The following is a 24,181-nucleotide window of genomic DNA, read 5'->3' as shown; positions in this document are numbered from 1 at the left end:
CGCCGCGTCCGCGCACCGGATCCTCGCCGCCAGCCAGCCGGAAGTCCGTTCATGCCCGAATGACGTCCGAACCTGTTTACTTTCCGGAAATCCGAGCGTAGCCTCCGTGACGAAACCACAGGTTCGGGCATAGGTCGGAGGCGAACGGACATGTACGCACCGGAGCGGCAGCAGGAGATCCTCCGGCTCGCCCGGGACGGCGGCCGGGTGGACGTGGTGTCGCTGGCCGAGGAGTTCCAGGTCACCGCCGAGACGATCCGCCGGGACCTGAAGGCGCTCGACCGCGCCGGCCTCCTGCGCCGGGTGCACGGCGGGGCCATCCCGGCCGGCCGCCTGGACTTCGAGCCGGACCTCGCCGAGCGCGAGACGACGGCCGCCGACGAGAAGGACCACATCGCCAAGGCGGCCCTCGCCGAACTGCCCACCGAGGGCACGATGGTCCTCGACGCGGGGACGACGGTCGCCCGGGTGGCCGCCGCCATCCCGCTGGAGGCCTCGCTCACCGTCGTCACGCACTCCCTGCCGATCGCGGCCCGCCTCGCGGACCACCCCGGCATCCAGCTCCACCTCGTCGGAGGGCGCGTACGGCACCGTACGCGCGCCGCCGTGGACGCCTGGGCGCTGCGGGCGTACGGCGAGATCCGGGCCGACGTCCTCTTCGTGGCGGCCAACGGCTTCTCCGCCGAACACGGTCTGACCACCCCCGACCTCGCCGAGGCCGCGGTCAAGCGGGCGGCGATGGCCGCGGCCCGCCGCGTGGTGCTGCTCGCCGACTCCGCCAAGCACGGCCAGGAGCACTTCGCCCGCTTCGGCGCCCTGAGCGACGTGGACCTGCTGATCACCGACAGCGGGCTGAGCCCCGAAGACGCCACCGCGATCGAGCGCGGCGGCACGGAAGTAGTGCGCGCATGATCCTCACCGTCACCCCGAACCCGTCCCTGGACCGCACCTACGAGGTCCCCTCGCTGGAGCGCGGTGAGGTCATCCGCGCCACCGGCGAGCGCATGGACCCCGGCGGCAAGGGCGTGAACGTCTCGCGCGCCGTCTCGGCCGCCGGGCAGCGCACGGTCGCGGTGCTGCCCCTGGGGGGTGCGCCGGGCGCACTCGTGGCCGACCTGCTGGACGCGCAGGGCATCGAGGTGGCGCCGGTCCCGGTCGCCGGGGCCACCCGCTCGAACATCGCGCTCGCGGAGTCCGACGGCGTCCTCACCAAGATCAACGCACCGGGACCGGAACTGTCGGCGGCGGAGCAGGAACTGCTCCTGGAGACGGTGCGCACGCAGTCCCGCGACGCGGACTGGATCGCCTGCTGCGGCAGCCTGCCGCGCGGCCTCGCGCCGGAGTGGTACGCCGAGCTGGTCGCGCGGGCGCACGCCGTCGGCGCACGCATCGCCCTGGACACCTTGGGGCCCGCGCTGCTCGCCGCGCTGCGCGAGCGGCCCGACGTGGTGAAGCCGAACGCCGAGGAACTCGCGGAGGCCGTCGGGCGCCCGCTGACCACGGTGGGCGACGCGGTGAAGGCGGCCGAGGAGCTGCGCGCGCTGGGCGCGCGCGCCGTGCTCGCGAGCCTGGGCGCCGACGGGCAGCTGCTCGTCGACGACGCGGGCACCTGGTTCGCCGGCGCCCGCGTGGTCGCCGTGCGCAGCAACGTGGGTGCCGGCGACTCCTCCCTCGCCGGGTTCCTGATCGCCGGCGGCAGCGGGCCGGGAGCCCTCGCCTCGGCGGTCGCGCACGGCGCGGCGGCCGTACAGCTGCCCGGCAGCGTGATGCCCACGCCGGGTGACCTGGATCCGGCGGCGGTGACCGTCACGGCCGAGGTCCCGGTGGATCGCGTACTGAAGGAGCCGGTGTCATGAACGTCCCCACCGCCACCGCCACGACGGCTGCGGCTGCCCGGCCGGCCCCGGAGCGGCGGTCATCCCCGTTACTCGCCGCGGCACACCAGAGTTCGGACCGCCCGGACCGCCCGGACCGCCCGGACCGCCCGGCCACCTTCGGGAGGCGGGCCGTCCCCGGCCCCCTCTCGCCGTTGAGCCCCACCGCCCCCCACAGCATCCCTGTCCCCACCCCCGCCCACCCCAGTCCCCGGGCGATACGCGTGCGAAGGAGCCCGCGATGAGCGAGATGATCACCGCGGATCTGGTCGATCTCGACCTGTCCGCCGAGACCAAGGAAGCGGCGGCGCGTGCCCTCGCCGAGCGCATGGTGGCCCTGGGCCGGGTGACCGACCTGGAGGGCTTCCTCGCCGACGTGGCGGCCCGCGAGGCCCAGATGCCGACCGGCCTCGACGGCGGCATCGGCATCCCGCACTGCCGCAGCGCGCACGTCACCGAGCCGACGCTGGCCTTCGGGCGCAGCGCCGCCGGGATCGACTTCGGCGCGCCGGACGGACCCGCCGACCTGGTCTTCCTGATCGCCGCGCCGGCCGGCGCGGACGACGCCCACCTGACGATCCTGTCCTCACTGGCCCGCCAGCTGATGAACGCCGAGTTCACCGACGCGCTGCGGTCGGCGGGCGACGCGGCCACCGCGGCCGCGCTGATCCGCGGGGACGAGCCCGCGGCGGCCGGCGCGGGCGCCTCCGAAGACTCCGTGGCGGCACCGGCGGCGGCCTCCGCCGGAGCCGCCACGGGTACCACCGACGAGGGCGGGGACGCCGGGTCCGCCGCGGCTTCCGACGGGCGTCCCTTCCGTATCGTCGCCGTCACCTCCTGCCCCACCGGTATCGCCCACACCTACATGGCGGCCGAGTCGCTGGAGAACGCGGGCCGCGAGGCGGGCGTCGAACTCGTCGTCGAGACACAGGGCTCGGCCGGGTTCACCCGGCTCGACCCGGCGGTGATCGCGGCGGCGGACGGAGTGATCTTCGCCCACGACGTGCCCGTACGGGAGAAGGACCGCTTCGCCGGGAAGCCGACCGTCGACGTCGGCGTGAAGGCCGGCATCAACAAGCCCGCCGAACTGATCGCCGACGTGCGCGGCCGGGCCGAGCGCGGCGAGGTCACCGTAGGCGCCAAGGGCGGTACGCCGGTCGAGCGGGCCGGTGAGTCCGGCGACAACTACGGCACCAAGCTCCGCAAGTGGCTGATGACCGGCGTGAGTTACATGGTGCCGTTCGTCGCCGCGGGCGGTCTGCTGCTCGCCCTGGGCTTCGCGATCGGCGGCTGGGAGATCAACAAGGCGCCCTCGGTCATGGAGCACTTCTCCTGGACCCAGGTCGACAGCTGGGGCGCGCTGCTGTTCCAGATCGGCGGGGTCGCCTTCGGCTTCCTCATCCCGGTCCTCGCCGGATACATCGCGTACGGGATGGCGGACCGCCCCGGTCTCGTCCCCGGGTTCGTCGGCGGAATGATCTCCTCGCAGATCGCCGCGGGCTTCCTCGGCGGCCTGGTCGCCGGTCTGCTGGCGGGTGCGGTGGTCCTCGCGATCCAGCGCGTCAAGATCCCGCCGGTACTGCGCGGCATCATGCCGGTGGTCGTGATCCCGCTGATCTCCTCGCTGATCGTCGGCTTCCTGATGTTCGTCGTGATCGGCAAGCCGATCGCCGAGGCCCAGAAGGGCATGACGGACTGGCTCTCCGGCCTCTCCGGGACCAACGCCATCCTGCTGGGTGTCCTGCTCGGCCTGATGATGTGCTTCGACCTCGGCGGACCGGTCAACAAGGTCGCCTACGCCTTCGCCACCGCCGGCATCGCCGTCCAGGACCCCAGCGACTCGGCGATGAAGGTCATGGCCGCCGTGATGGCCGCGGGCATGGTCCCGCCGCTGGCCATGGCGCTCGCGACCACCCTCCGCAAGAAGCTCTTCACGCCGACCGAGCGCGAGAACGGCAAGGCCGCCTGGGTCCTGGGCGCCTCCTTCATCTCCGAGGGCGCCATCCCGTTCGCCGCGGCGGACCCGCTGCGCGTCATCCCGGCCTCGATGGCGGGCGGCGCGGTCACCGGCGCCCTGTCGATGGCCTTCGGTGCCACGCTGCGCGCCCCGCACGGCGGCATCTTCGTGGTCCCGCTGATCGGCAGCCCGTTCCTGTACCTGGTCGCCATCGCGGCGGGCGTGTGCGTCACGACGGCGCTGGTCGTCGTCCTGAAGAGCATGCGCAAGCCGGCGCCCGGGGCGGTGACCGCCGACCCGGCGGAGGGGCCGGCGGCGGCCTCGACGGAACGGAAGCAGCCCGTCGCCGCCTGAGGGCCCGTCGTGGCTCAGCAGCCCGGCATGGTTCGAACAGCCTGAGGGGCAGGACGCGTTCCTGCCCCTTTGGGCTGCTGTGAGTCGTTCACTGCATCTGCGAGATACATCACGGTCCGGGGCAGAAGTCCCGGACCGTGGTGTCTACTGGACCGCATGCTTGAGCACGTCTCGGTCTCCCACTTGCTGGGTATGACCCTCCTCGTCCTGGTGACCATCGCCTGGGGGATCGGTCTCGCCTTCATGCTGCACCGCGGTCGCGGCGAGGCCGCCCTGAGGCGGGCGCAGACCCTGCCCGCGCTGCCCCGCCAGCGGCAGCGCGGCCCCCAGCGAGAGTCCGTCGAACTGACTCCGGCGGAGGAGGACGCGTTCGCCGGACTGATACGACGCCTCAGCGCCGACCGCTGACCCGCCTCACCCCGCGCGGGCGGGCCGCACGCCGCGCTCACCAGCCAGCCCGCGCCGCACGCCTCCAGGAGACCCGCGACGCCCGCCGCGGCGCCGCTCACGCGACCCGCGACGCCCGCCGCGGCGCCGCTCACGCGACCCGCGACGCCCGCCGCTCCATCGCGTCCCTGGCCGCGTCCTCGCTCAGGTACACCTCGCACATGTGCCGCCCGTCCGGCGTCGCCGTGTGCTCGACCTCCCAGAGGGAGATCTCCTCGCCGTCGCGCAGCAGGAAGGCGTGCTCGTAGAGCGAGAAGCACAGCCTCGCCCGGCCGGCGCGGCACGGACGGCCGAAGGCCTGGGTGATCTGGTGGGCGAACGCCGTGGCCAGCAGCGCCGCCGTCTCCGCGCCCGGCCGGTCCGGGTTCTCCGCCCGGCGCAGCAGCCGGCGCGCGTGATCCGCCGAGTCGTCCGGCACGTACGCGTGCCGGGGCACGTGGACCGGGGACAGCTGCACCGTCACCGGCAGCTCGAAGTCCGGTGCGTCCGGCGGCAGCGGCAGCCGCGCGGTGGCGGTCCGCAGTTCCTCCTCGTCGACGTACACCTCGTGCTGCGGGGCTCTGCCCGGAGCGGTGTTGTGGACGAGTTCCCACAGGGTGAGCGCCGAGCCGTCGACGAGCAGCCAGGTGTGCCGGTACGTCTCACGGTGCAGCCCCGCGCTGTGGTGCGCGGAGTGCAGCGAACTGTCGTACGCCAGCGCGCAGTCCAGTTGCCGTACCGTCTCGTCGGGCAGCTCGAAGGAGTTCAGGGCACGGCCGAGGAGTCGCGCGAGGTGCTCCTCCGGAGACTCGGGCGACTCGGGTGGTTCGTACGCTGCCGTCTCGTACGGAACGCTCAAGGCTTCTCCCGGCGTTGCTGCATGTCACCTTGTGGGTGCATACCGTAGCCCCTCGGTCGGACATCATGTCCGGGAACCGAGAAAACGTACGCCCGGAAAACGCGCGGACCGCGAGGAAAGTTCCCACGCGGCCCGATGATTCGTCAAAAACCGCCGGTCAAAGGGCTCTTACGCCGGGGCCGCGGTCGGTCCGGGGGCGGGCCCGCGGCCGTCCGTGACGGCCCGGCGTGGCCCCGGGGCGGTCCGGATATCCGGGACGGTACGAGGAGGTCCGGGGTGGTTCACGATGGTTCGAGACGGCCCGGCTGGGCCATGGCGGCCCGGAATCGAGGTCAGTCGGCGCTCCCCGCGGCCCACTCGCTCCATGACATGTTCCATCCGTTGAGCCCGTTGTCCGGGGCCACCGTCTTGTCCGGGGAGTTCTTGACGATCACCACGTCCCCGATGAGTGAGCTGTCGTAGAACCACTTGGCGGACGTGTCGCCCTTCCCGCCCTTCACGTCCGCGAGACCGACGCAGCCGTGGCTGGTGCCCTCGCGGCCGAACGGCGGGTTGCTCCTGCTGTACCAGTAGTTGCCGTGGAGGAAGGTCCCCGAGGTGGTCAGCCGCATGGCGTGCGGCACGTCCGGGATGTCGTACTCCCCGCCCAGGTTCACGGTCTGGCTGTTCATGCGCGTCCGCACGAACTTCTCCGAGATCACCATCTGCCCGTTGTACGTCGGGTACTTCGCGTTGCCCGCCGAGATCGGCACCTTCTTGAGGGTCCTGCCGTCCCGCACGACCGTCATGGACTGCGTCTTCACGTCGACCGTGGACACCTGCGAGCGCCCGACCGTGAAGGTGACCGTCTTCTTCTGCACCCCGCGGACGCCGTTCGCGCCCTCGACCCCGTCCAGGTCGATCTTCATCGTGACCTTCGAGCCGGTCTTCCAGTAGTCCTCGGGCCGGAAGTCGAGCCGCTGCGCGCCGAACCAGTGCCCGACCACCTTCTGCCCGCTGCTCGACGTCACCGTGATGCGCGACTGCACGGCCTTCTTGGCGCTGATGGCCTTGTCGAAGCTGAAGGACACCGGCATCCCCACCCCGACCGTGGTGCCCTCGTCCGGCGTGTACGTCCCGATGAAGCTGTTCGCCGGGCTGACGGTGGTGAAGACCGAGTCCGCGGCGGCGGTCCTGCCGTCCGCGTCCTTCGCGGTCACCGACACCTCGTACTTCGTCCCGCGCTCCAGCTGTTCCTTCGGCTTCCAGGCGCCGCCGTCGGCGGATATCGCCCCCGGTACGGCCTCCCCCGTCCCCGCGACCGTCATCCTCACGTCGGTCAGCCGGCCGTCCGTGACCTTCACGCCGGTCGAGTTGATCGACGCACCGGTCGAACCGTTCTCCGCCGAGATGAGGATCCTCGCGGCGGACGTCCTCGGGGAGTCCGTGCCGCCCTTGCCGTCCTTCTCGGCGTCGCCGCTCCCGCCGCAGGCCGTCAGGGTCAGGGCACCGACCATCAGGACGGCACCGGCCCCCCATGCGCGCCGCTTCACTGTGTCCGGCGTTGTCACGAGCTGCTCCAGGTCCTTGTGGTGTGGGTGATCCGCTCCGGTCCGTGAGGAAAGGTCCGCACAGGAAGAGGGGATCGTGGACGGACCGGGTTCCCACAGCCCGCAGTGAAGGCCATCACGTGACAGAAACGGGACAATCGCTCGGTCAGTCCGCCGGCCGGCGCCCCCTCACCGGGTCCCGTACAACTCCCCGTACGACGGCCACACCCCGCCCGGACCGGCGGACGGCTCGGCGGCGCGCACGGCGTTGACGATCGCGCGGGTCACGGTGTCCGCGCCCGCCGCGAGGATCTCGTTGAGCGCGAGGGGGTCGTCGGCGCCGAGCGGACGTGCGCCGGTCGCCAGCGCGAACACCGTGTCGCCGTCGTGCAGCAGATGCACCGGGCGCACCGCCCGCGCGATGCCGTCGTGCGCCGTGCCGGCCAGCTTCTGGGCCTGTGCCTTCGACAGGTCCGCGTCGGTGGCGACCACCGCGAGTGTGGTGTTGAGCGGGGGAGGCGCGTTCGTCGCCGCGACCTCGGCCAGGCGCCGGAGCGCGTCCTCGTGGACGCCCGCCCGCGGGTACTCCACCCGCCCCTGGAAGAACTCCCCGTACAGCACACCCGTTTCCGGATCCGTCACCGAACCCGCGGCGTTGGCCACCACCAGCGCGGCCACCGTGATTCCCGAACCGAGGACGGTACTCGCGGTGCCGACACCGCCCTTGAGCGGCCCGACCGCGGCTCCCGTGCCCGCGCCCACGCACCCCTGCCGCACCGGCGCGCCGACCTCGCTCGCCGCGGCCGCCTCCACCGCGGCGCGCCCCGTGGCCGCGCCCGGTCTGGCCCGGAAGTCACCGCCGCGCCCCAGATCGAAGACGCAGGCCGCGGGCACCACCGGCACGACGTGCGCCGGGTCCGGGCCGACCCGCACCCCCCGCCCCCGCTCCTCCAGCCAGGCCATCACCCCGGACGCCGCGTCGAGCCCGTACGCGCTGCCGCCGGTCAGGACGATCGCGTCGACCTTCCGCACGAGATTGCGCGGATCGAGGGCATCGGTCTCCTTGGTACCGGGCCCGCCGCCGCGCACGTCCACGGCGGCGACGGCCCCGCCCTCCGGCGCGAGCACCACCGTGGTCCCGGTGAGCCACCCCTCGCCGGTACACGTGGCATGTCCCACCCGCACTCCGGCGACGTCCGTCAACGCGTCGACTGTCATGGCGCCCAGTCTCGTCCAGCCACCGCCGCCTGCCACGCCGTCGCGCCCCACGGGCACGCGCGGATCTTCCGCGTCCGGCGGCTCCCGGCACGCTCTCGCGAGCACCGCCGGCGCTCTCTGGTGTCCCGTGTCCACCGGCAGGCGCTGGGTTCTCGCGGTCACGGGCACTGTCTGGAGGCCGGTGTCCACCGGCACGGCAGGCGCTCCCTGGTGTCCCGTGTCCACCGGCAGGCGTTGGGTTCTCGCGGTCACGGGCACTGTCTGGAGCCCTTGGCCCACCGGCACGACCGGCACCACCGGCGCCCTCTGGAGCCCCGCGCCCGCCAACGCGTCCGGTGTCTTCGCGTCCGGTGTCTCCGCGTCCACCGACAACGGCCACGCTCTCCCGCCCACCCGTGGGCGGCCCGCCCCAGGCCCGTACCCTGGACGCATGACCACCGCCCCCGAGCCCGCCTCCGAGCCCGGCCCCGAGCCGCGTGAGCCGAAGCCCGCGCTGGTCTTCGACGATCCGCTGGACCAGCAGTCCTCCGACGACACCGACCGTGGGTGGGGCGAGCGGCCCGGTGCCGGTGCCGACAGCGCGGCCGACCTGAGGCGCTTCCTCGACGAGAAGCCGCCCCACCACCTCTGAGCCCGCCGGGCCAGGCGGCCGATCGCCCGCCGGCCCCCGCGGACCGCCGCCGCTACTGCTCGGTGTGGCCCGAGCCGCGTTGCCGCTGCTGCGCGACCAGCGCGTCGCGGATCTCCTTCAGCACCTCCAGCTCGGTCACCTCCATGACCTCCTGCGTGCCCTCCTTCGCCTTCCTGCGGGCCTCCATGCGGGCCAGGTACTTCGACATCGGCAGGACCATCAGGAAGTAGACGACGGCCGCGGTGATCACGAAGGTGAGGGTGGCGCCGAGGACGGTGCCCCACATGATCGGGATGCCACTCGTCACCGTGCCGTCCGCCGAGACCTTGCACGGGGACTCGAGACATGAGCTGTAACTGTCGAGGCTCTTGGTGCCGATCGCTCCGACCAGCGGGTTGATGATCCCCTTCACCACCGAGTTGACGATGTTGGTGAAGGCGGCCCCGATGACCACCGCGACCGCCAGGTCGACGACGTTCCCGCGCATCAGGAAGGCCTTGAAACCCTGCCAGACGCTCGGCTTCTTCTCGCTCAACTCGGGAACTCTCCTCGTACGCGCGGGCTGTGGGACAAACAGCTCCGCAACCTACGTCAGCACCGGGCGACCCTGTCCCATGGGGTAGCTCCGACGGGGGACTTGACGCCGGCGTGCGCGGGTGGGCGGTCGCGTGGATCAGCACAGGGTCACCGCCAGTTGTGCCGTCGTGCTCGCGCCGGCCAGCCGCGCCGCGGTGGAGCGGGGCACCGACAGCATGACCAGCGCCCCCTCCTCGGCCGTGCCGTCCAGGGCCTCCGGCACCCTTGTCACCCGGGCCCCGCGCGCCACCACCTGGGCGTCGCCGCCGGTGCCGGTCTGCTCGGCGGCGATGACGTCCACCCGGTCACCGGGCCGCAGCAACCGGACCGTGGCCCCGTCGGCGATCCGCACCGGTGCCGTCACGAGCCGCACGGCGCGGTGTTCCCGTACCGGATCCGCCACGGGGTGACCGCGGGGCTGGTCCGGGTCACGGGGTCCCGCCGCCACGAGCGCGGCCGCCGTGATCGCGAGACCGGCCGCCACGGCCCGCCTCCGGTGGCGTACGAGTCGCTGTAGCCGACGGCCCCCGCCGCGTACCCGCACGGGGGCGAAGTGCGGTACCTCGCACGTCGGGGGAGCGTCCGTACCGAGCGGGAGAGGCGGGACGGGGGAGGGGAGGGGAGAAGCAGCGAAGGGAGAAGGAGCGACGGGCACGGGGACCACCACCTGCGACGAGGGATCGGCTTGCCCTGCCACGATGCGGCTTCACGCCGATTCCCGCCGGAGCCGGTGGGCTACTGGCGGGTTGGGGAAAACTCCCTCACCCGAACGGGACGTTCCGCTCTCCCGGATGTTCCGCTCTCCCTGGGACGTTCCGCTCTCCCCGGGATGCCGTGGCCGCCACCGTTACGGCAGCGTCACGCCCGGGTCCATCCCGCCCAGCGCCCGCGTGCACAGGCAGTCCCGCTCCGCCGTCGGCGGCAGCGCGGCCACCGCGTCGAACAGCACGCCCCGCAGCCGGTCCACGTTCGCGGCGAACACCCGCAACACCTCGTCGTGGGAGACGCCCTCGCCCGTCTCGGCGCCCGCGTCGAGATCGGTGACCAGGGTCATCGTGGTGTAGCAGAGTTCCAGTTCACGGGCGAGCGCCGCCTCGGGGTGGCCGGTCATGCCCACCACCGACCAGCCCTGCGCCTGGTGCCACAACGATTCGGCACGGGTCGAGAAGCGCGGCCCCTCGACCACGACCAGCGTGCCGCCGTCCACCGGCTCCCAGTCCCGCCCACGGGCCGCCTTCAGCGCCACCGCCCGCCCGGCCGGGCAGTAGGGATCGGCCAGGGACACGTGCACGACGTTCGGCACCGTGCCGTCCGGCAGCGGCAGCCCGTCGAAGTAGGTGCCCGCCCGGGACTTCGTACGGTCGACGAGCTGGTCCGGCACCAGCAGCGTGCCCGGCCCGTGCTCGGCGCGCAGGCCGCCCACCGCGCACGGGCCGAGGACCTGGCGCACCCCGACGGAGCGCAGCGCCCACAGGTTGGCCCGGTAGTTGATGCGGTGCGGCGGCAGATGGTGGCCGCGTCCGTGCCGGGGCAGGAAGGCCACCCGCCGGCCGGCGACCTCACCGAGGAACAGGGAGTCACTGGGCGGCCCGTAGGGGGTGTCCACCTGGATCTCGGTCACATCGTCGAGGAACGAGTAGAAGCCGGAGCCGCCGATCACGCCGATGTCCGCGATCGTCCTGGCCGTGTTCGTCTTGGTCGCCATGCTCCGCACCCTAACCGGCTCCGTGAACGCCGAGGACCCCGCCGTCGGATGACGACAGGGTCAGGCGAGAACTGGGTCCTATGCGGCGGAGCTGCTGCTGGACGAGGTGCCGGTGCTCGACGGCTTCGAGTCCGAGGAGGACTTCGAGTCCGAGGTCGACTTCGACTCCGAGGACGAGGCGGACGTCGTCGACGCCGACTTCGAGGACGACGCCGGAGAGCTGCTCGACGAGGAGCTGCGGCTGTCGTTGCGGTAGAAGCCGGATCCCTTGAAGACGATGCCGACCGCCGAGAACACCTTCTTGAGGCGGCCCTGGCAGTTGGGGCACTCGGTCAGGGCGTCATCGGTGAACTTCTGCACCGCCTCGAGGCCCTCGCCGCACTCGGTGCACTGGTACTGGTAGGTGGGCACTGTCTTCCTCCTGGCACTCTCACTCAATGAGTGCTAACGATGGTCCATAGTGACGTATTCCTGAGGATCAGTCCACTGCCACCGGCACGCGGTGACCGACGCCACGTGCGACGGTCCGGCCGCGGGGCGCCGGAGCGAGCCGGGAACGCAGTGCCAGCAGGGTCGCCAGGGCGAGCAGCGTGCCGCCCGTCGGCACCAGGAATCCGGCGCCGCTCCAGAAGCGGTCCTCCAGCTGTCCGGCGGTGGTGACGGCCGCGGCCTGGCCGAGCGCGACCGCGCCGGTCAGCCAGGTGAAGGCCTCGGTGCGGGCGCCGATCGGGACCAGGTTCTCGACCAGGGTGTAGCCGCTGATCAGGGCGGGTGCGATGCACATGCCGACGAGCAGGCCGAGGCCGGCCAGGACGAGCACCGAGTGGGCGGCCCACAGGCCGGACGCGGTCAGCGCGAGGGCGGCGTACCCGACGAGCAGGCGCCGCTGCGGGGCCACCTTCCAGGCGACGGCGCCGCAGACCAGGCCGGACAGCATGTTGCCGGCGGCGAAGGTGCCGTACAGGACGCCGTTCAGACCGGGCTCGCCGATCGACTCGGTGAAGGCGGCCAGCGAGACCTGCATGCCGCCGAAGACGGAGCCGATGCCGAGGAAGGCCACGATCAGGACCCGCACTCCGGGCAGGCGCAGGGCCGAGGCGTGCTCCACGCGCGCGTGCCCGCTGCCGGCGACGACGGGCTGGGTGCCCTTCTGCGCGGCGAACAGCAGCCCGCCCAGCAGCGTCAGGGACGCCTCCGTCACCAGGCCCGCGGCCGGGTCCACCGCGGTGCACAGCGCGGTGGCCAGCAGCGGACCGAGGACGAAGGTGAGTTCGTCCGTGACCGACTCGAAGGCCGCGGCGGTGGACATCAGCGGCGAGTCCTGGAGCTTCGCGGCCCAGCGGGCGCGCACCATGGGCCCGATCTGGGGCGTGGAGGCACCCGTCGGCACGGCCGCCGCGAGCAGCGCCCACAGGGGGGCGTGGGCCAGCGCGAGAGTCGTCAGGGTCAGACCCGACAGCGCGTGCACGACGACGCCCGGGACCAGCACGGTGCGCTGCCCGTAGCGGTCGGCGAGACGGCCGGTGCAGGGCGCGAACACCGCCATGGAGACACCGGTGACGGCCGCCGCGGCGCCCGCCGCGCCGTACGAGCCGGTGGTGTGCTGCACGAGCAGCACGATGGAGACGGTGAGCATCGCGAACGGCTGGCGTGCCGCGAAGCCGGGGAGCAGGAACGTCCAGGCGCCGCGGGTGCGCAGCAGCTGCCCGTATCCGGGGCGGGAGGTGACCGTGGATGCCACGGCCCGTGCCTTTCTGCCGCCTGGTGGCGCGGCTCCCGCGAAGGGGCCGGGCGCCGAGAGCTGTCCTCTTGCGCGGACTGCGGTAGATGCCGTGCGTGCTGCGAAGAGCGTCTCGGCCGCCATACGGTCGCGCCAGCTCTGCGTCAGGCAGAGTTGGTTCGATCAGGTGCGCCTTCATCGTACAGGGATCGGCGCGGGTGGGCCTGTGAAAAGGAGCACCATCGGACCGTGCGCCTGTGATTGCCGTGGGTGTGAACCGTAGGAAACAAGTCCTTAATGGGCCGAGTGGTCGTCGCCGGTGCCCAGCCATCCGGCCAGCTTGCCGCCGTGGCCCACCGCGCGCAGCCGTCGTTCCGCCGCGTCCCGGACGGGGTCGGTGGCGACCACGAGCAGTTCGTCGCCGCGCCGCAGCACCGTCGTCGGCAGTGGCACGAACGACTTCCCCTCGCGGACCACGAGGGTGACCGCGGCGCCGGCAGGCAGCCGCAGCTCGTTGATCTCCACGCCGTGCATCTTGGATCCCTTGGGGATGACGACCGACAGCAGGTGCCCGCGCAGCCGCTCCAGGGGCGCCGACTCGATGCCGAGGTCGGCGGCGGTGTCCGCGTCCTCGCCCAGGCGCAGCTTCCGGGCCAGCCAGGGCAGGGTCGGCCCCTGGACCAGGGTGTAGACGACGACCAGGACGAACACGATGTTGAAGATGCGGCGGCTCGCCTCGATGCCCTGCACCATCGGGATGGTCGCCAGGATGATGGGGACGGCACCGCGCAGACCGGCCCAGGACATGAGCGTCTGCTCCTGCCAGGGCACCCGGAACGGCGTCAGGCAGACCACGACGCTCAGCGGGCGGGCCACCATCGTCAGCACCAGCCCGATGACGAGGGCGGGCATGATGTCGTCGCCCAGCTCGTGCGGGGTGACCAGCAGGCCGAGCAGGACGAACATGCCGATCTGGGCGATCCAGCCGAGCCCGTCGGCGAAACCGCGGGTGGCCGGCCAGTGCGGCAGCTTCGCGTTGCCCATCACCATCGAGGCGAGATAGACGGCGAGGAAGCCGCTGCCGTGGGCCAGCGCGCCCGCCGCGTACGCCATCACCGCGATCGCCATGACCGCGATGGGATAGAGGCCGGATGCGGGCAGGGCGACGTGTCTGAGGCCCCAGGAACCCAGCCAGCCCACCGCGAGCCCGACGGCGGCGCCGATGGCCAGCTCCAGCGCTATCACCCCGAGCAGCACGTACCAGTGCTCGACCGGGCCGGCCGTGGAGAAGGAGACCACCAGGATGACCACCGGGGCGTCGTTGAAGCCGGACTCGGCCTCCAGCGTGCCCGTCACACGCGAGGGGAGGGGGATCCGGCGCAGCACCGAGAAGACCGCCGCCGCGTCCGTCGAGGACACCACCGCCCCGATGATCAGCGCCTGCCGCCACTCCAGCCCGATCAGGTAGTGCGCGGCCGTCGCCGTCACCCCGACGCTCACCGCGACGCCGACCAGCGCCAGCGTGGAGGCGGTCGGCAGGGCCGGCCCGATCTCCTTCCACTTCGTGCCCAGACCGCCCTCGGCCAGGATGACGACGAGCGCCGCGTATCCGATGACCTGGGTCAGTTCGGCGTTGTTGAAGTGGATGTCGCCGATGCCGTCCTGGCCCATGGCGATGCCGATCCCCAGGTAGACGAGCAGGCTGGGGAGCCCGCTGCGCGAGGAGATCCGGACCGCGGCGACGGCGACGAGCAGGACGAGCGAGCAGACGAGCAGGAGCTGGTTGAGGTGGTGGACAGTCAGCGGCCGTTCCCTTCCACGGCCCGCGGCGTCACGCGCGCGGGCTCACGTACATCGGACACCAGAGCGGGCGGCTCCGCGTCCAAGTACTTCATTACCTTACCTAACTCTTGACGATTTCTTGACGCTTGACAGGGCAAGATCGAACGTCCGTACGCGCTGGTTCCCGACTCCGCGTCAAGTGGCGCCGGGCCCTGCGCCTATGGTTGCTCCAGCGCTCAGTTAGAAGCACGGCCCGCCTGCCGCTCGCGTTAGGACAGCAAGGACAGCGATGCCCCCCAACACCACCGCCTCATCGGGTCAGCAGCCCGGCAAGTCCGGCAGGAAGAAGGGGCGCAAAGCCCGTGTGCTCGTCCTGGTCCTCGTGCTGGCCATCGTCGCAGGTGTCGCCTACGGGGCGTACTGGTCCATCAGTACCGTCCGCGCCTCGTTCCCGCAGACCAAGGGTTCGATCACGCTGGACGGCCTGTCGGGGCCCGTGGACGTCAAGCGCGACGGCTACGGCATCCCGCAGATCTACGCCTCCTCCGACGAGGACCTGTTCATGGCGCAGGGCTACGTCCAGGCGCAGGACCGGTTCTACGAGATGGACGTGCGCCGGCACATGACCTCAGGTCGCCTGTCGGAGATGTTCGGCAAGAGCCAGGTCGACGAGGACGAGTTCCTGCGCACCCTGGGCTGGGACCGGGTGGCGAAGCAGGAGTACGACAAGACGCTCTCGCCCTCCACGAAGAAGTACCTCCAGGCCTACGCCAAGGGGGTCAACGCCTACCTCCAGGGCAAGAGCGGCGAGGACATCTCCCTGGAGTACGCGGCGCTCGGCTTCACCAACGACTACAAGCCCGGCGAGTGGACCCCCGTCGACTCGGTCTCGTGGCTGAAGGCCATGGCCTGGGACCTGCGCGGCAACATGCAGGACGAGGTCGACCGCGCCCTGATGACCAGCCGCCTCGGCCCCCAGCAGGTCGCCGACCTGTACCCGCGGTACCCGTACAGCCGCAACCAGGCGATCGTCCAGCAGGGCGAGTACGACGAGCTGACCGGGACGTTCGACGGCGGCGACGGCACGTCGGGCAGCGGCACGAGCGGCACCGGGACCGGGACAGGAACAGGGACCGGGACAGGAACAGGGACCGGAACAGGCACAGGGACCGGCACCGGCACCGGCACGGGTACCCAGTCCTCGTCCTCCTCGACGGCCGGGTCCGCCCTGGAGAGCCAGCTCGCCGGCCTCCAGAACGTCCTGGACGACGTCCCCACGGCCGTCGGCGTGAACGGCAACGGCATCGGATCGAACGCGTGGGTGGTGGCCGGGCAGCACACCATCGGCGGCAAGCCGCTGCTGGCCAACGACCCGCACCTGTCGGCCTCGCTGCCCTCGGTCTGGTACCAGATGGGCCTGCACTGCCGCACGGTCTCCGCCAAGTGCCAGTACGACGTCACCGGCTACACCTTCGCGGGCATGCCCGGGGTGATAATCGGCCACAACCAGAGCATCGCCTGGGGCATGACCAACTCCGGCGCCGACGTCACCGACCTCTACCTGGAGAAGCTCACCGGCGACGGCTACCTGTACGACGGCAAGGTGAAGCCCTTCACCACGCGCGAGGAGACCATCGAGGTCGCCGGCGGCGCGTCCAAGAAGATCGTCGTCCGGCAGACCAGTGACGGGATGCCCCTGCTGTCCGACCGCAACGACGAACTCGTGAAGGTCGGCAAGAAGGCCACCGTCGACACCGCCGCCCCCGACCGCGGCGACGGCTACGGCATCGCCCTGAGGTGGACCGCGCTGGACCCGGGCACCTCCATGGACGCCGTCTTCGCGATGAACAGGGCGACGGACTGGAGCGAGTTCCGCGAGGCGGCCGCCCTCTTCGACGTGCCGTCGCAGAACCTGGTCTACGCCGACACCGAGGACAACATCGGCTACACGCTGCCCGGCAGGATCCCCACCCGCGAGAAGGGCGACAGCGGCTACCTGCCGGTGCCGGGCTGGGACTCCGACTACAGGTGGACCGGGTACATCGACCAGGACAAGCTGCCCTACGAGTACAACCCGGACCGCGGGTACATCGTCACCGCCAACCAGGCCGTCGTCGACCAGGACAAGTACCCCTACACGCTCACCACGGACTGGGGCTACGGAACCCGCAGCCAGCGGATCGCCGACCTGATCGAGCAGAAGATCAAGGGCGGCGGCAAGATCTCCACCGACGACATGCGGCAGATGCAGCTGGACAACAGCAGCGAGATCGCCAAGCTGCTCGTGCCCAAACTGCTGAAGATCGACATCAACGACAAGAGCGTCCGCGAGGCCCAGGAACTGCTGGAGGGCTGGGACTACACCCAGGACGCGGACTCGGCGGCCGCCGCCTACTTCAACTCGGTCTGGCGCAACATCGTCAAGCTCGCCTTCGGCAACAAGCTGCCCAAGGAGCTGCGGGTCAAGGGCCAGTGCCTGTGGGTCGACCCGGTCAACACGACCGGCCCCGTGGACGAGACGCGCAAGGTCTACGAGTGCGGCCAGCGCGACGCCGACCAGGCGCAGCCCGACGGCGGCGACCGCTGGTTCGAGGTGGTCCGCAACCTCATGGACGAGGAGGACAGCGACTGGTGGACCACGCCCGAGTCGGGCACCCACCGCACCGGCGCCGTCAAGAACCGCGACGACCTGTTCAAGCGCGCCATGATCGACGCCCGCTGGGAACTGACCGCCAAGCTCGGCAAGGACATCGACACCTGGAGCTGGGGCCGGCTGCACCGCCTGTTCCTGAAGAACCAGACCCTCGGCACCGAGGGGCCCGGCTTCGTGCAGTACATGCTCAACCGCGGCCCGTGGAAGCTCAGCGGCGGCGAGGCGGCGGTCAACGCGACCGGCTGGAACGCGGCCGGCGGCTACGACGTCGTGTGGGTGCCGTCGATGCGGATGGTGGCCAACCTCGACGACCTCGACAAGTCGAAGTGGATCAACCTCACCGGTGCCTCCGGACACGCCTACAGCGCCCACTACACCGACCAGACGAGCAAGTGGGTCAAGGGCGAGCTGCTGGACTGGTCCTACTCCGACAAGGCGGTCGACGGCAGCACGAGCGACACGCTGGTGCTGCGGCCGTGAGCCGCTGACCCGCCGTCGGACCGGCCCTCCACGCGCGCGTGGAGGGCCGGTCCGCGTTCAGGGACCCTCCCGGAAGCGGCGCACGCCCGACGGCGTCACCACGGCCCGCACCGGCCGGTCGTGCGCCTCGGCGGGCACCCGCTCCACGACCTCCGCGTCGTACAGCAGCACCACCAGCGCGGGACGGGCGCCCGCTCGCTCCAGACGGGCGAGGACCCGGTCGTACGAGCCCCCTCCGCGCCCCAGGCGCATGCCGCGCGCGTCGACCGCCAGCCCGGGCAGCAGCACCACGTCGGCGGCGATCACGGCGTCCGGGCCCAGGCGCTCGCCGGCCGGCTCGAAGAGGGCCATCTTCGAGCCGTGCCGGACGCGCGCGAGCGAGCCCTCCCCGGTGTACGCGCCCCAGTCCAGGTCGTTGTCGGGCAGCAGCGCGGGCAGCAGGACCCGCACGCCCCGCGCGCGCAGCGCGTCCAGCAGCGTGAGCGTGCCGGGTTCACTCCCGACGGAGACGTACGCCGCCACCGTGCGCGCCCGCGCCAACTCGGGCAGCTCCAGCGCCCGCGCGGCCAGGGCGGCGCCCGCTTCGCGCACGTCATCGGCCGTCAACCTGTTCCTCAGCGCGATGAACTCTCGCCGCAACATTCGCTTGTCAGGCTCGGCCGGACGTTCGAGGGGACTCAAAGGTTGTACCCGTACCTCTCCAATACGCTCATATGAGAGCAATTAACCGGAGCCTCAGATTCATTGCCAAGGCACCAGATAAGGTTCGGGCATGACTCAGTCGCACCCTCGGATCAGCAAGGCTGTCATCCCCGCAGCAGGTCTCGGCACCCGGTTCCTGCCGGCCACCAAGGCCACTCCCAAGGAGATGCTGCCGGTCGTCGACAAGCCGGCGATCCAGTACGTGGTCGAGGAGGCCGTGTCCGCCGGCCTCGACGACGTCCTCATGATCACGGGACGCAACAAGCGCCCCCTGGAGGACCACTTCGACCGCAACTACGAGCTGGAGTCGGCCCTCCAGAAGAAGGGCGACGCCGACCGGCTCGCGAAGGTGCAGGAGTCCAGTGACCTGGCCACCATGCACTACGTCCGCCAGGGCGACCCGAAGGGTCTCGGCCACGCCGTCCTGTGCGCCGCCCCGCACGTGGGCCACGAGCCCTTCGCCGTCCTCCTCGGCGACGACCTGATCGACCCGCGCGACCCGCTGCTCAGGCGGATGGTCGAGGTCCAGGCGCAGCGCGGCGGCAGCGTCATCGCGCTCATGGAGGTCGCGCCCGAGCAGATCCACCTCTACGGATGCGCCGCCGTCGACCTCACCGAGGACAGTGACACCGTCAGGGTCACCGGCCTGGTCGAGAAGCCCGACCCGGCGGACGCCCCGTCGAACTACGCGGTGATCGGCCGCTACGTCCTCGACCCGCACATCTTCGGCATACTCCGCACCACCGAGCCCGGCCGCGGCGGCGAGATCCAGCTGACCGACGCCCTCCAGCAGCTCGCCGACGACGAGAAGATCGGCGGCCCGGTGCACGGCGTCGTCTTCAAGGGCCGCCGCTATGACACCGGCGACCGCGGCGACTACCTGCGTGCCATTGTCAGACTCGCGTGCGAACGTGAAGACCTGGGCCCGGACTTCCGGACCTGGCTTCGCAGTTACGTAGCCGAGGAGATGTAGCAACGTTGAGCAGCGCCGCGCCCCGCACCACCGGCCCCGACCACCTGTGGTCGGTGGCCGAGCACCTGGAGGACATCCTCGCGACCGTCCGCCCCCTCGAACCCATCGAGCTGCAGATCCTCGACGCCCAGGACTGCGTTCTGGTCGAGGACGTCACGGTGCCGGTGTCCCTGCCGCCGTTCGACAACAGCTCCATGGACGGGTACGCGGTCCGGGTCGCGGACGTCACGGGCGCGAGCGAGCAGTACCCCGCCGTCCTGGAGGTCGTGGGGGACGTCGCGGCGGGCCAGGCCGAGCTGCTCCACGTCGGCCCCGGTCAGGCCGCCCGCATCATGACCGGCGCCCCGCTGCCGCCCGGCGCCGAGGCCGTCGTCCCCGTCGAGTGGACCGACGGCGGCCTCGGCGACGGACCGGTCACCGGGATGCGCGCCCGCGCCCTGGCCCCCGAGGGCGCCCGGGGCCAGGTGCAGGTGTACCGGTCGGCCGAGGCACGCGCGCACGTGCGCGCCGAAGGCAGCGACGTGAAGGCCGGAGACCGCGCCCTGGCGGCGGGCACCGTCCTCGGCCCGCCGCAGATCGCGCTGCTGGCCGCCATCGGGCGCGGCAGCGTACGCGTACGCCCGCGCCCGCGCGTGGTCGTCATGTCGACCGGCAGCGAACTCGTCCAGCCCGGCGAGGAACTCGGCGGCGGCCAGATCTACGACTCCAACAGCTTCGCCCTCACCGCCGCCGCCCGGGACGCCGGAGCCATCGCCTACCGGGTGGGCGCCGTCGCCGACGACGCCGAGACGCTCCGGTCCACCATCGAGGACCAGCTCGTCCGCGCCGACCTCATGGTCACCACGGGCGGCGTGAGCGTCGGCGCGTACGACGTCGTCAAGGAGGCGCTGTCGTACGTCGGTGACGAGGACGAGGCCGGCAGCGGCATCGAGTTCCGCAGGCTGGCCATGCAGCCCGGCAAGCCCCAGGGCTTCGGCACCATCGGCCCCGACCACACCCCGCTGCTCGCGCTCCCGGGCAACCCGGTGTCGTCGTACGTCTCCTTCGAGCTGTTCGTCCGCCCCGCGATCCGCACCCTGATGGGCCTCGACGACGTCCACCGGCCGACCATGAGGGCGACCCTCACCACCGGCAAGGCGCTGACCTCGCCGAAGGGCCGTCGGCAGTTCCTGCGCGGGAGGTACGCCGACGGATCGGTGACCCCGGTCGGCGGCGCCGGATCGCACCTGGTCGCGGCTCTCGCGCACGCCGACGCGCTGATCGTCGTCCCCGAGGACGTGGAGTCCGTGGAGCCCGGCACCGAGGTCGAGGTCGTGCTGCTCGGCTGAAGACTCCCGGTTGGCGGTACCGTGTCGCGCACAACAGGCCCGCGCGCCGCACCGCGGCGGGCCCGGACCGGGAGCGCCGCACAGTATGAGTACGCAGGACGGACTGACGCACATCGACGAGGCGGGCGCCGCCCGCATGGTCGACGTATCCGAGAAGGACGTGACCGCGCGCACCGCGCGGGCGAGTGGACGTGTCCTGGTCTCGCCGCGCGTGGTCGAGCTGCTGCGCGGCGAGGGGGTCCCCAAGGGCGACGCCCTGGCCACCGCGCGGATCGCGGGCATCATGGGCGCCAAGCGCACCCCGGACCTGATCCCCCTGTGCCACCCGTTGTCGGTGTCCGGTGTGAAACTGGACCTGAGGGTCGCGGACGACGCCGTGGAGATCTCGGCCACGGTGCGGACGACGGACCGTACAGGCGTCGAGATGGAGGCGCTCACCGCGGTCTCCGTCGCCGCGCTCACCGTGATCGACATGGTCAAGGCGGTCGACAAGGGAGCGGTCATCACGGACGTCCGGGTCGAGGAGAAGACGGGCGGCAAGTCGGGCGACTGGAGCCGGGCATGACATATCGCGCGCTGGTGCTCACCGCCTCCAACCGGGCCGCCGCCGGAGTGTACGAGGACAAGGGCGGTCCGCTGATCGCCGACGGCCTCGAGCGCTTCGGCTTCGCCGTCGACGGGCCGCAGGTCGTGCCCGACGGCGACCCCGTGGCGGCCGCCCTGCGGGCCGCCGTCGACGCCGGGTACGACGTGGTCGTCACCACCGGCGGCACCGGCATCTCGCCCACCGACCGGACCCCCGAGGCGACCCGCGGGGTGATCGACCGCGAGGTGCCGGGCATCGCCGAGGCCATCAGGGCGTTCGGGCGGGACAAGGTGCCGACGGCGGCGCTCTCCCGGGGCCTGGCCGGAGTGGCGGGCCGGACGCTGATCGTCAATCTGCCGGGCTCCACCGGCGGGGTGAAGGACGGACTGGCCGTCCTGGAGCCCCTGTTGACGCACGCCGTCGACCAGATCCGCGGCGGCGACCATCCCAGACCCGGTCCCGGCCCTGGGGGTGTGAGCTGAACAGCCCGTCCTGGCCCGTCGTACTGGCGGACGGCGATGTCGTCCTGAGGCCCATAAAGATGCGCGACCAGCGGGCCTGGCGCGAGGTCAACCGGCGCAACCGGGACTGGCTGCGGCCCTGGGAGGCGACCATTCCGCCGCCCACGCCGAGCGGGCCGATCGCGCACCGGCCGACCTACCGGCAGATGGTCCGGCACCTGCGGGCCGAGGCGAACGCCGGCCGGATGCTGCCGTTCGTCATCGAGTACCAGGGGCGGCTGGTCGGGCAGTTGACGGTCGCGGGAATCACCTGGGGGTCGATGTGCTCGGGGCATGTCGGCTACTGGGTGGACGAGGCGGTGGCCGGCCGCGGAGTGATGCCGACCGCCGTGGCACTCGTCACCGACCACTGTTTCCGTGCCGTCGGTCTGCACCGCGTCGAGGTCTGCATTCGCCCCGAGAACGCGCCGAGCCGCCGGGTCGTGGAGAAACTCGGATTCCGCGAGGAGGGGCTGCGTCCGCGCTATCTCCACATCGACGGCGCCTGGCGCGACCATCTCGTGTTCGCGCTCACCGCCGAAGAGGTCCCCGACGGTTTGCTCAGGCGCTGGCAGCGGGCACGCTCCAGGAGGACGCCGCACGACAACCCCGCACAACCTGGCCGACAGCCGGGTAATTGAATATGTGTTCGAAAATGATCGGTGGATGACCGCCTGAGGGCATTGAATTCGCTACCGCGGCGGCCTGTTGATCGCATCGGTCACAAAAAAAGCTCGAAATATCAGCCAGATCGTGCGACACACCGGCGCAATTGGCAGATGGCCTCACGCAAACCCCTCTACCGTGTGAGGCGTGAGCAGCAGCGGCCTCATCTACGCAGTCATTGTCGGGGCCTGGGCCGCCTACTTGGTGCCGATGTGGCTCCGTAGGCAGGACGAGCTGAACGAGGCCCGTCCGACGGAACGCTTCAGCACAGCCATCCGGTTGCTGTCCGGACGGGCGGGGATGGAGCGCCGATACGCCAAGGACCTGCGGGCGCGCTCCACCGAGGAGGGGGAGCCCGGCGTCGCCGACCCGGGCGCCGTCACCGACTCGGTGGACGTCCGGGCCTTCGCCATGCCCCCGACCCGTCCCCAGGCGCAGGCGGTGGTCCCGGCGCCGAGCCGAGAGCGCACGGCGCCGGCGCGCGCATCGGAGCACGAACCGTCGCGCGACGCCGTACCCGAGCCGGAGGGTGAACCGATGCGCGGGTCCACGCGGGAGTCCGCGCGGGCCTCGACGCGCGAGTCGGTACGGGAACACGCGTGGGAGTCCGCGCACGAGGACTCGGCCGGAGCCGGGCGTGCGTCCGGTGCCGGGGCGGGGTCCGCGCAGGGTTCCGTGCCGGCGGCCAAGCGGGCGGCGGCCGCCCGGCGCAAGGCCTCGGCGGAGGCGGCAGCGGCACGCGCCCGGCGTACGAAGGTGCTCGCGCGCCGTCGGCGTACCACGGTCATGCTCTTCCTCGCCTTCACGATGGGCACGATCGTCGCCGCGGTCGGAGGGCTCGCGTTCCTGTGGGCGCCCGGCGTGCCCGCCGTCATGCTCAGCGCGTACATCGCCTACCTGCGCTCCCAGGAGCGCCGGCGGTTCGCCTATCAGATGGACCGGCGTATGGCCGAGGCCGCCGCGCAGCGACTGCGTGAGCGTGTCCGCCAGCCGCGCCGGCGGCCCGCCGTCGACGGCGGCCCCGACGCCGAGGAGCCCGAAGAAGGCCCCGAACCGGCGACGGACCCCGGGCTGTCCGCGCTCGCCGCGGACCGGCGCGCGCTGGTCGAGCAGACCGACCACGCCGAATGGGTCGACCAGCAGCGCGAGCGCCAGCAGCGCCCCGGACACGGGGACAGCTGGGACCCGGTACCGGTGCCGCTGCCGACGTACGTGACCGCCCCGGTCGCCCCGCGGGCCACCTCCGACGTGGACCTGGGCGCACCGGACGCGTGGAGCTCGGCCCGGTCCAGTGCCGTCACGCCCGAGCAGGAGGCGCATCCCGCGGAGCAGGACGCCGAAGCGGAGGAGCACGAGGACGAGGACCGGCCCACCGCGGACGGCCGCAGCGACGCCCGCCGCGCCGCCTCCGCCCGCCGGGCCCGCGAACGCGGCCGCACCCCGCTCTTCGACCAGTACGAGGACGGCGACCGCCCCCGGGCCGCCAACGAGTGACCCGAGGTGGCTTGACCAGCCGGGAACGGATTTCCAAGCACCCGGACGGGGATGCTAGAGTTTCACTCGTTGCAAGGGCCTGTGGCGCAGTCTGGTAGCGCACCTCGTTCGCATCGAGGGGGTCTGGGGTTCAAATCCCCACAGGTCCACCGCAACAACTTCCCGGGG

22 protein-coding genes and 1 tRNA gene are annotated in these 24,181 nt (G+C 71.9%); 13 read left to right on the top strand and 10 right to left on the bottom strand.

Annotation, left to right across the window (positions count from 1 at the left end):
* Positions 1-150: 150 nt before the first annotated feature.
* From QQS16_RS18855 to QQS16_RS18840, 4 genes are all read left to right on the top strand, one after another.
* Entirely contained in the window at positions 151-912 is a 762-nt protein-coding gene (locus QQS16_RS18855; protein WP_286063003.1) for a DeoR/GlpR family DNA-binding transcription regulator, read from the top strand.
* A complete protein-coding gene (gene pfkB, locus QQS16_RS18850) occupies positions 909-1,856 on the top strand; it encodes a 1-phosphofructokinase (protein WP_286063002.1) in 948 nt (315 codons plus the stop codon). The genes QQS16_RS18855 and pfkB overlap by 4 nt, the downstream gene beginning before the upstream one ends.
* A gap of 259 nt (positions 1,857-2,115) precedes the next feature.
* Positions 2,116-4,185, top strand: a complete 2,070-nt coding sequence (locus QQS16_RS18845) for a PTS fructose transporter subunit IIABC (protein WP_286063001.1) — start codon at positions 2,116-2,118, stop codon at positions 4,183-4,185.
* Positions 4,186-4,341: 156 nt separating this feature from the next.
* Entirely contained in the window at positions 4,342-4,593 is a 252-nt protein-coding gene (locus tag QQS16_RS18840) for a hypothetical protein (protein WP_286063000.1), read from the top strand.
* Positions 4,594-4,723: 130 nt separating this feature from the next.
* On the opposite strand, the gene QQS16_RS18835 is transcribed toward QQS16_RS18840, so the two are convergent.
* The 3 genes from QQS16_RS18835 to QQS16_RS18825 form a co-directional block, all read right to left on the bottom strand.
* Positions 4,724-5,470: a DUF6227 family protein gene (locus QQS16_RS18835; RefSeq protein WP_286062999.1), complete on the bottom strand. Its 747-nt coding sequence runs from the start codon at positions 5,468-5,470 to the stop codon at positions 4,724-4,726.
* Positions 5,471-5,802: 332 nt separating this feature from the next.
* On the bottom strand, positions 5,803-7,020 hold the full coding sequence (locus tag QQS16_RS18830) for a L,D-transpeptidase (protein WP_286062998.1): 1,218 nt from the start codon (positions 7,018-7,020) through the stop codon (positions 5,803-5,805).
* 168 nt (positions 7,021-7,188) lie between these two features.
* On the bottom strand, positions 7,189-8,217 hold the full coding sequence (locus QQS16_RS18825; protein WP_286062997.1) for a P1 family peptidase: 1,029 nt from the start codon (positions 8,215-8,217) through the stop codon (positions 7,189-7,191).
* A gap of 430 nt (positions 8,218-8,647) precedes the next feature.
* On the opposite strand from QQS16_RS18825, the gene QQS16_RS18820 reads away from it, so the two are divergent.
* Complete coding sequence (locus QQS16_RS18820) at positions 8,648-8,848, top strand: hypothetical protein (protein ID WP_286062996.1); 201 nt, start codon at positions 8,648-8,650, stop codon at positions 8,846-8,848.
* Between the two features lie 52 nt (positions 8,849-8,900).
* On the opposite strand, the gene mscL is transcribed toward QQS16_RS18820, so the two are convergent.
* The 6 genes from mscL to QQS16_RS18790 all read right to left on the bottom strand — a co-directional run bounded on the left by mscL (position 8,901) and on the right by QQS16_RS18790 (position 14,652).
* Positions 8,901-9,383 carry a large conductance mechanosensitive channel protein MscL gene (mscL, locus tag QQS16_RS18815; protein WP_286062995.1) on the bottom strand — a complete coding sequence of 161 codons (483 nt, stop codon included), beginning with the start codon at positions 9,381-9,383 and terminating at the stop codon, positions 8,901-8,903.
* 138 nt (positions 9,384-9,521) lie between these two features.
* A complete protein-coding gene (locus QQS16_RS18810) occupies positions 9,522-10,079 on the bottom strand; it encodes a CpaB family protein (RefSeq protein ID WP_286066376.1) in 558 nt (185 codons plus the stop codon).
* Positions 10,080-10,271: 192 nt separating this feature from the next.
* Positions 10,272-11,129 carry an S-methyl-5'-thioadenosine phosphorylase gene (locus tag QQS16_RS18805; protein ID WP_286062994.1) on the bottom strand — a complete coding sequence of 286 codons (858 nt, stop codon included), beginning with the start codon at positions 11,127-11,129 and terminating at the stop codon, positions 10,272-10,274.
* Between the two features lie 78 nt (positions 11,130-11,207).
* Positions 11,208-11,540: an FmdB family zinc ribbon protein gene (locus tag QQS16_RS18800; RefSeq protein ID WP_286062993.1), complete on the bottom strand. Its 333-nt coding sequence runs from the start codon at positions 11,538-11,540 to the stop codon at positions 11,208-11,210.
* A 67-nt stretch (positions 11,541-11,607) separates the two neighbouring features.
* Entirely contained in the window at positions 11,608-12,870 is a 1,263-nt protein-coding gene (locus tag QQS16_RS18795) for an MFS transporter (RefSeq protein WP_286062992.1), read from the bottom strand.
* Between the two features lie 273 nt (positions 12,871-13,143).
* Positions 13,144-14,652, bottom strand: a complete 1,509-nt coding sequence (locus QQS16_RS18790; protein WP_286066375.1) for a potassium/proton antiporter — start codon at positions 14,650-14,652, stop codon at positions 13,144-13,146.
* A 268-nt stretch (positions 14,653-14,920) separates the two neighbouring features.
* Here QQS16_RS18790 and QQS16_RS18785 point away from each other — a divergent pair, with 268 nt between their 5' ends.
* A complete protein-coding gene (locus QQS16_RS18785) occupies positions 14,921-17,764 on the top strand; it encodes a penicillin acylase family protein (RefSeq protein ID WP_286062991.1) in 2,844 nt (947 codons plus the stop codon).
* A gap of 57 nt (positions 17,765-17,821) precedes the next feature.
* Here QQS16_RS18785 and QQS16_RS18780 read toward each other — a convergent pair whose 3' ends face one another.
* Complete coding sequence (locus QQS16_RS18780) at positions 17,822-18,406, bottom strand: 5-formyltetrahydrofolate cyclo-ligase (RefSeq protein ID WP_286062990.1); 585 nt, start codon at positions 18,404-18,406, stop codon at positions 17,822-17,824.
* A gap of 130 nt (positions 18,407-18,536) precedes the next feature.
* Between QQS16_RS18780 and galU the strand changes: the two genes are divergently transcribed.
* The 7 genes from galU (at position 18,537) to QQS16_RS18745 (ending at position 24,162) form a co-directional block, all read left to right on the top strand.
* On the top strand, positions 18,537-19,439 hold the full coding sequence (galU, locus tag QQS16_RS18775) for a UTP--glucose-1-phosphate uridylyltransferase GalU (RefSeq protein ID WP_286062989.1): 903 nt from the start codon (positions 18,537-18,539) through the stop codon (positions 19,437-19,439).
* 5 nt (positions 19,440-19,444) lie between these two features.
* Positions 19,445-20,767, top strand: coding sequence for a molybdotransferase-like divisome protein Glp (gene glp, locus QQS16_RS18770; protein WP_286062988.1), 1,323 nt, complete (start codon positions 19,445-19,447; stop codon positions 20,765-20,767).
* An 85-nt stretch (positions 20,768-20,852) separates the two neighbouring features.
* Positions 20,853-21,332, top strand: a complete 480-nt coding sequence (gene moaC, locus QQS16_RS18765; protein ID WP_286062987.1) for a cyclic pyranopterin monophosphate synthase MoaC — start codon at positions 20,853-20,855, stop codon at positions 21,330-21,332.
* On the top strand, positions 21,329-21,835 hold the full coding sequence (locus QQS16_RS18760) for a MogA/MoaB family molybdenum cofactor biosynthesis protein (RefSeq protein ID WP_286062986.1): 507 nt from the start codon (positions 21,329-21,331) through the stop codon (positions 21,833-21,835). Before moaC ends, QQS16_RS18760 begins: the two co-directional genes overlap by 4 nt.
* On the top strand, positions 21,832-22,494 hold the full coding sequence (locus tag QQS16_RS18755) for a GNAT family N-acetyltransferase (RefSeq protein ID WP_286066374.1): 663 nt from the start codon (positions 21,832-21,834) through the stop codon (positions 22,492-22,494). The genes QQS16_RS18760 and QQS16_RS18755 overlap by 4 nt, the downstream gene beginning before the upstream one ends.
* A gap of 172 nt (positions 22,495-22,666) precedes the next feature.
* Entirely contained in the window at positions 22,667-24,013 is a 1,347-nt protein-coding gene (sepX, locus tag QQS16_RS18750) for a divisome protein SepX/GlpR (protein WP_286062985.1), read from the top strand.
* 75 nt (positions 24,014-24,088) lie between these two features.
* Positions 24,089-24,162: transfer RNA gene (locus QQS16_RS18745), tRNA-Ala, on the top strand.
* Positions 24,163-24,181: the final 19 nt, after the last annotated feature.

This window comes from Streptomyces sp. ALI-76-A, from assembly GCF_030287445.1.
Lineage (GTDB): Bacteria > Actinomycetota > Actinomycetes > Streptomycetales > Streptomycetaceae > Streptomyces.
The sequence above is the reverse complement of the archived record's forward strand: the minus strand, read 5'-3'. Positions and strand labels throughout refer to the sequence as shown.

Bases quoted from the DNA above. Each gene is read 5' to 3' on its own strand.
- galU (WP_286062989.1), top strand. From the start codon at position 18,537: ATGACTCAGTCGCACCCTCGGATCAGCAAGGCTGTCATCCCCGCAGCA.
- pfkB (WP_286063002.1), top strand. From the start codon at position 909: ATGATCCTCACCGTCACCCCGAACCCGTCCCTGGACCGCACCTACGAG.
- QQS16_RS18840 (WP_286063000.1), top strand. From the start codon at position 4,342: ATGCTTGAGCACGTCTCGGTCTCCCACTTGCTGGGTATGACCCTCCTC.
- QQS16_RS18820 (WP_286062996.1), top strand. From the start codon at position 8,648: ATGACCACCGCCCCCGAGCCCGCCTCCGAGCCCGGCCCCGAGCCGCGT.
- QQS16_RS18845 (WP_286063001.1), top strand. From the start codon at position 2,116: ATGAGCGAGATGATCACCGCGGATCTGGTCGATCTCGACCTGTCCGCC.
- QQS16_RS18805 (WP_286062994.1), bottom strand. From the start codon at position 11,129: ATGGCGACCAAGACGAACACGGCCAGGACGATCGCGGACATCGGCGTG.
- QQS16_RS18825 (WP_286062997.1), bottom strand. From the start codon at position 8,217: ATGACAGTCGACGCGTTGACGGACGTCGCCGGAGTGCGGGTGGGACAT.
- QQS16_RS18760 (WP_286062986.1), top strand. From the start codon at position 21,329: ATGACATATCGCGCGCTGGTGCTCACCGCCTCCAACCGGGCCGCCGCC.
- QQS16_RS18855 (WP_286063003.1), top strand. From the start codon at position 151: ATGTACGCACCGGAGCGGCAGCAGGAGATCCTCCGGCTCGCCCGGGAC.
- QQS16_RS18785 (WP_286062991.1), top strand. From the start codon at position 14,921: ATGCCCCCCAACACCACCGCCTCATCGGGTCAGCAGCCCGGCAAGTCC.
- moaC (WP_286062987.1), top strand. From the start codon at position 20,853: ATGAGTACGCAGGACGGACTGACGCACATCGACGAGGCGGGCGCCGCC.
- QQS16_RS18780 (WP_286062990.1), bottom strand. From the start codon at position 18,406: ATGTTGCGGCGAGAGTTCATCGCGCTGAGGAACAGGTTGACGGCCGAT.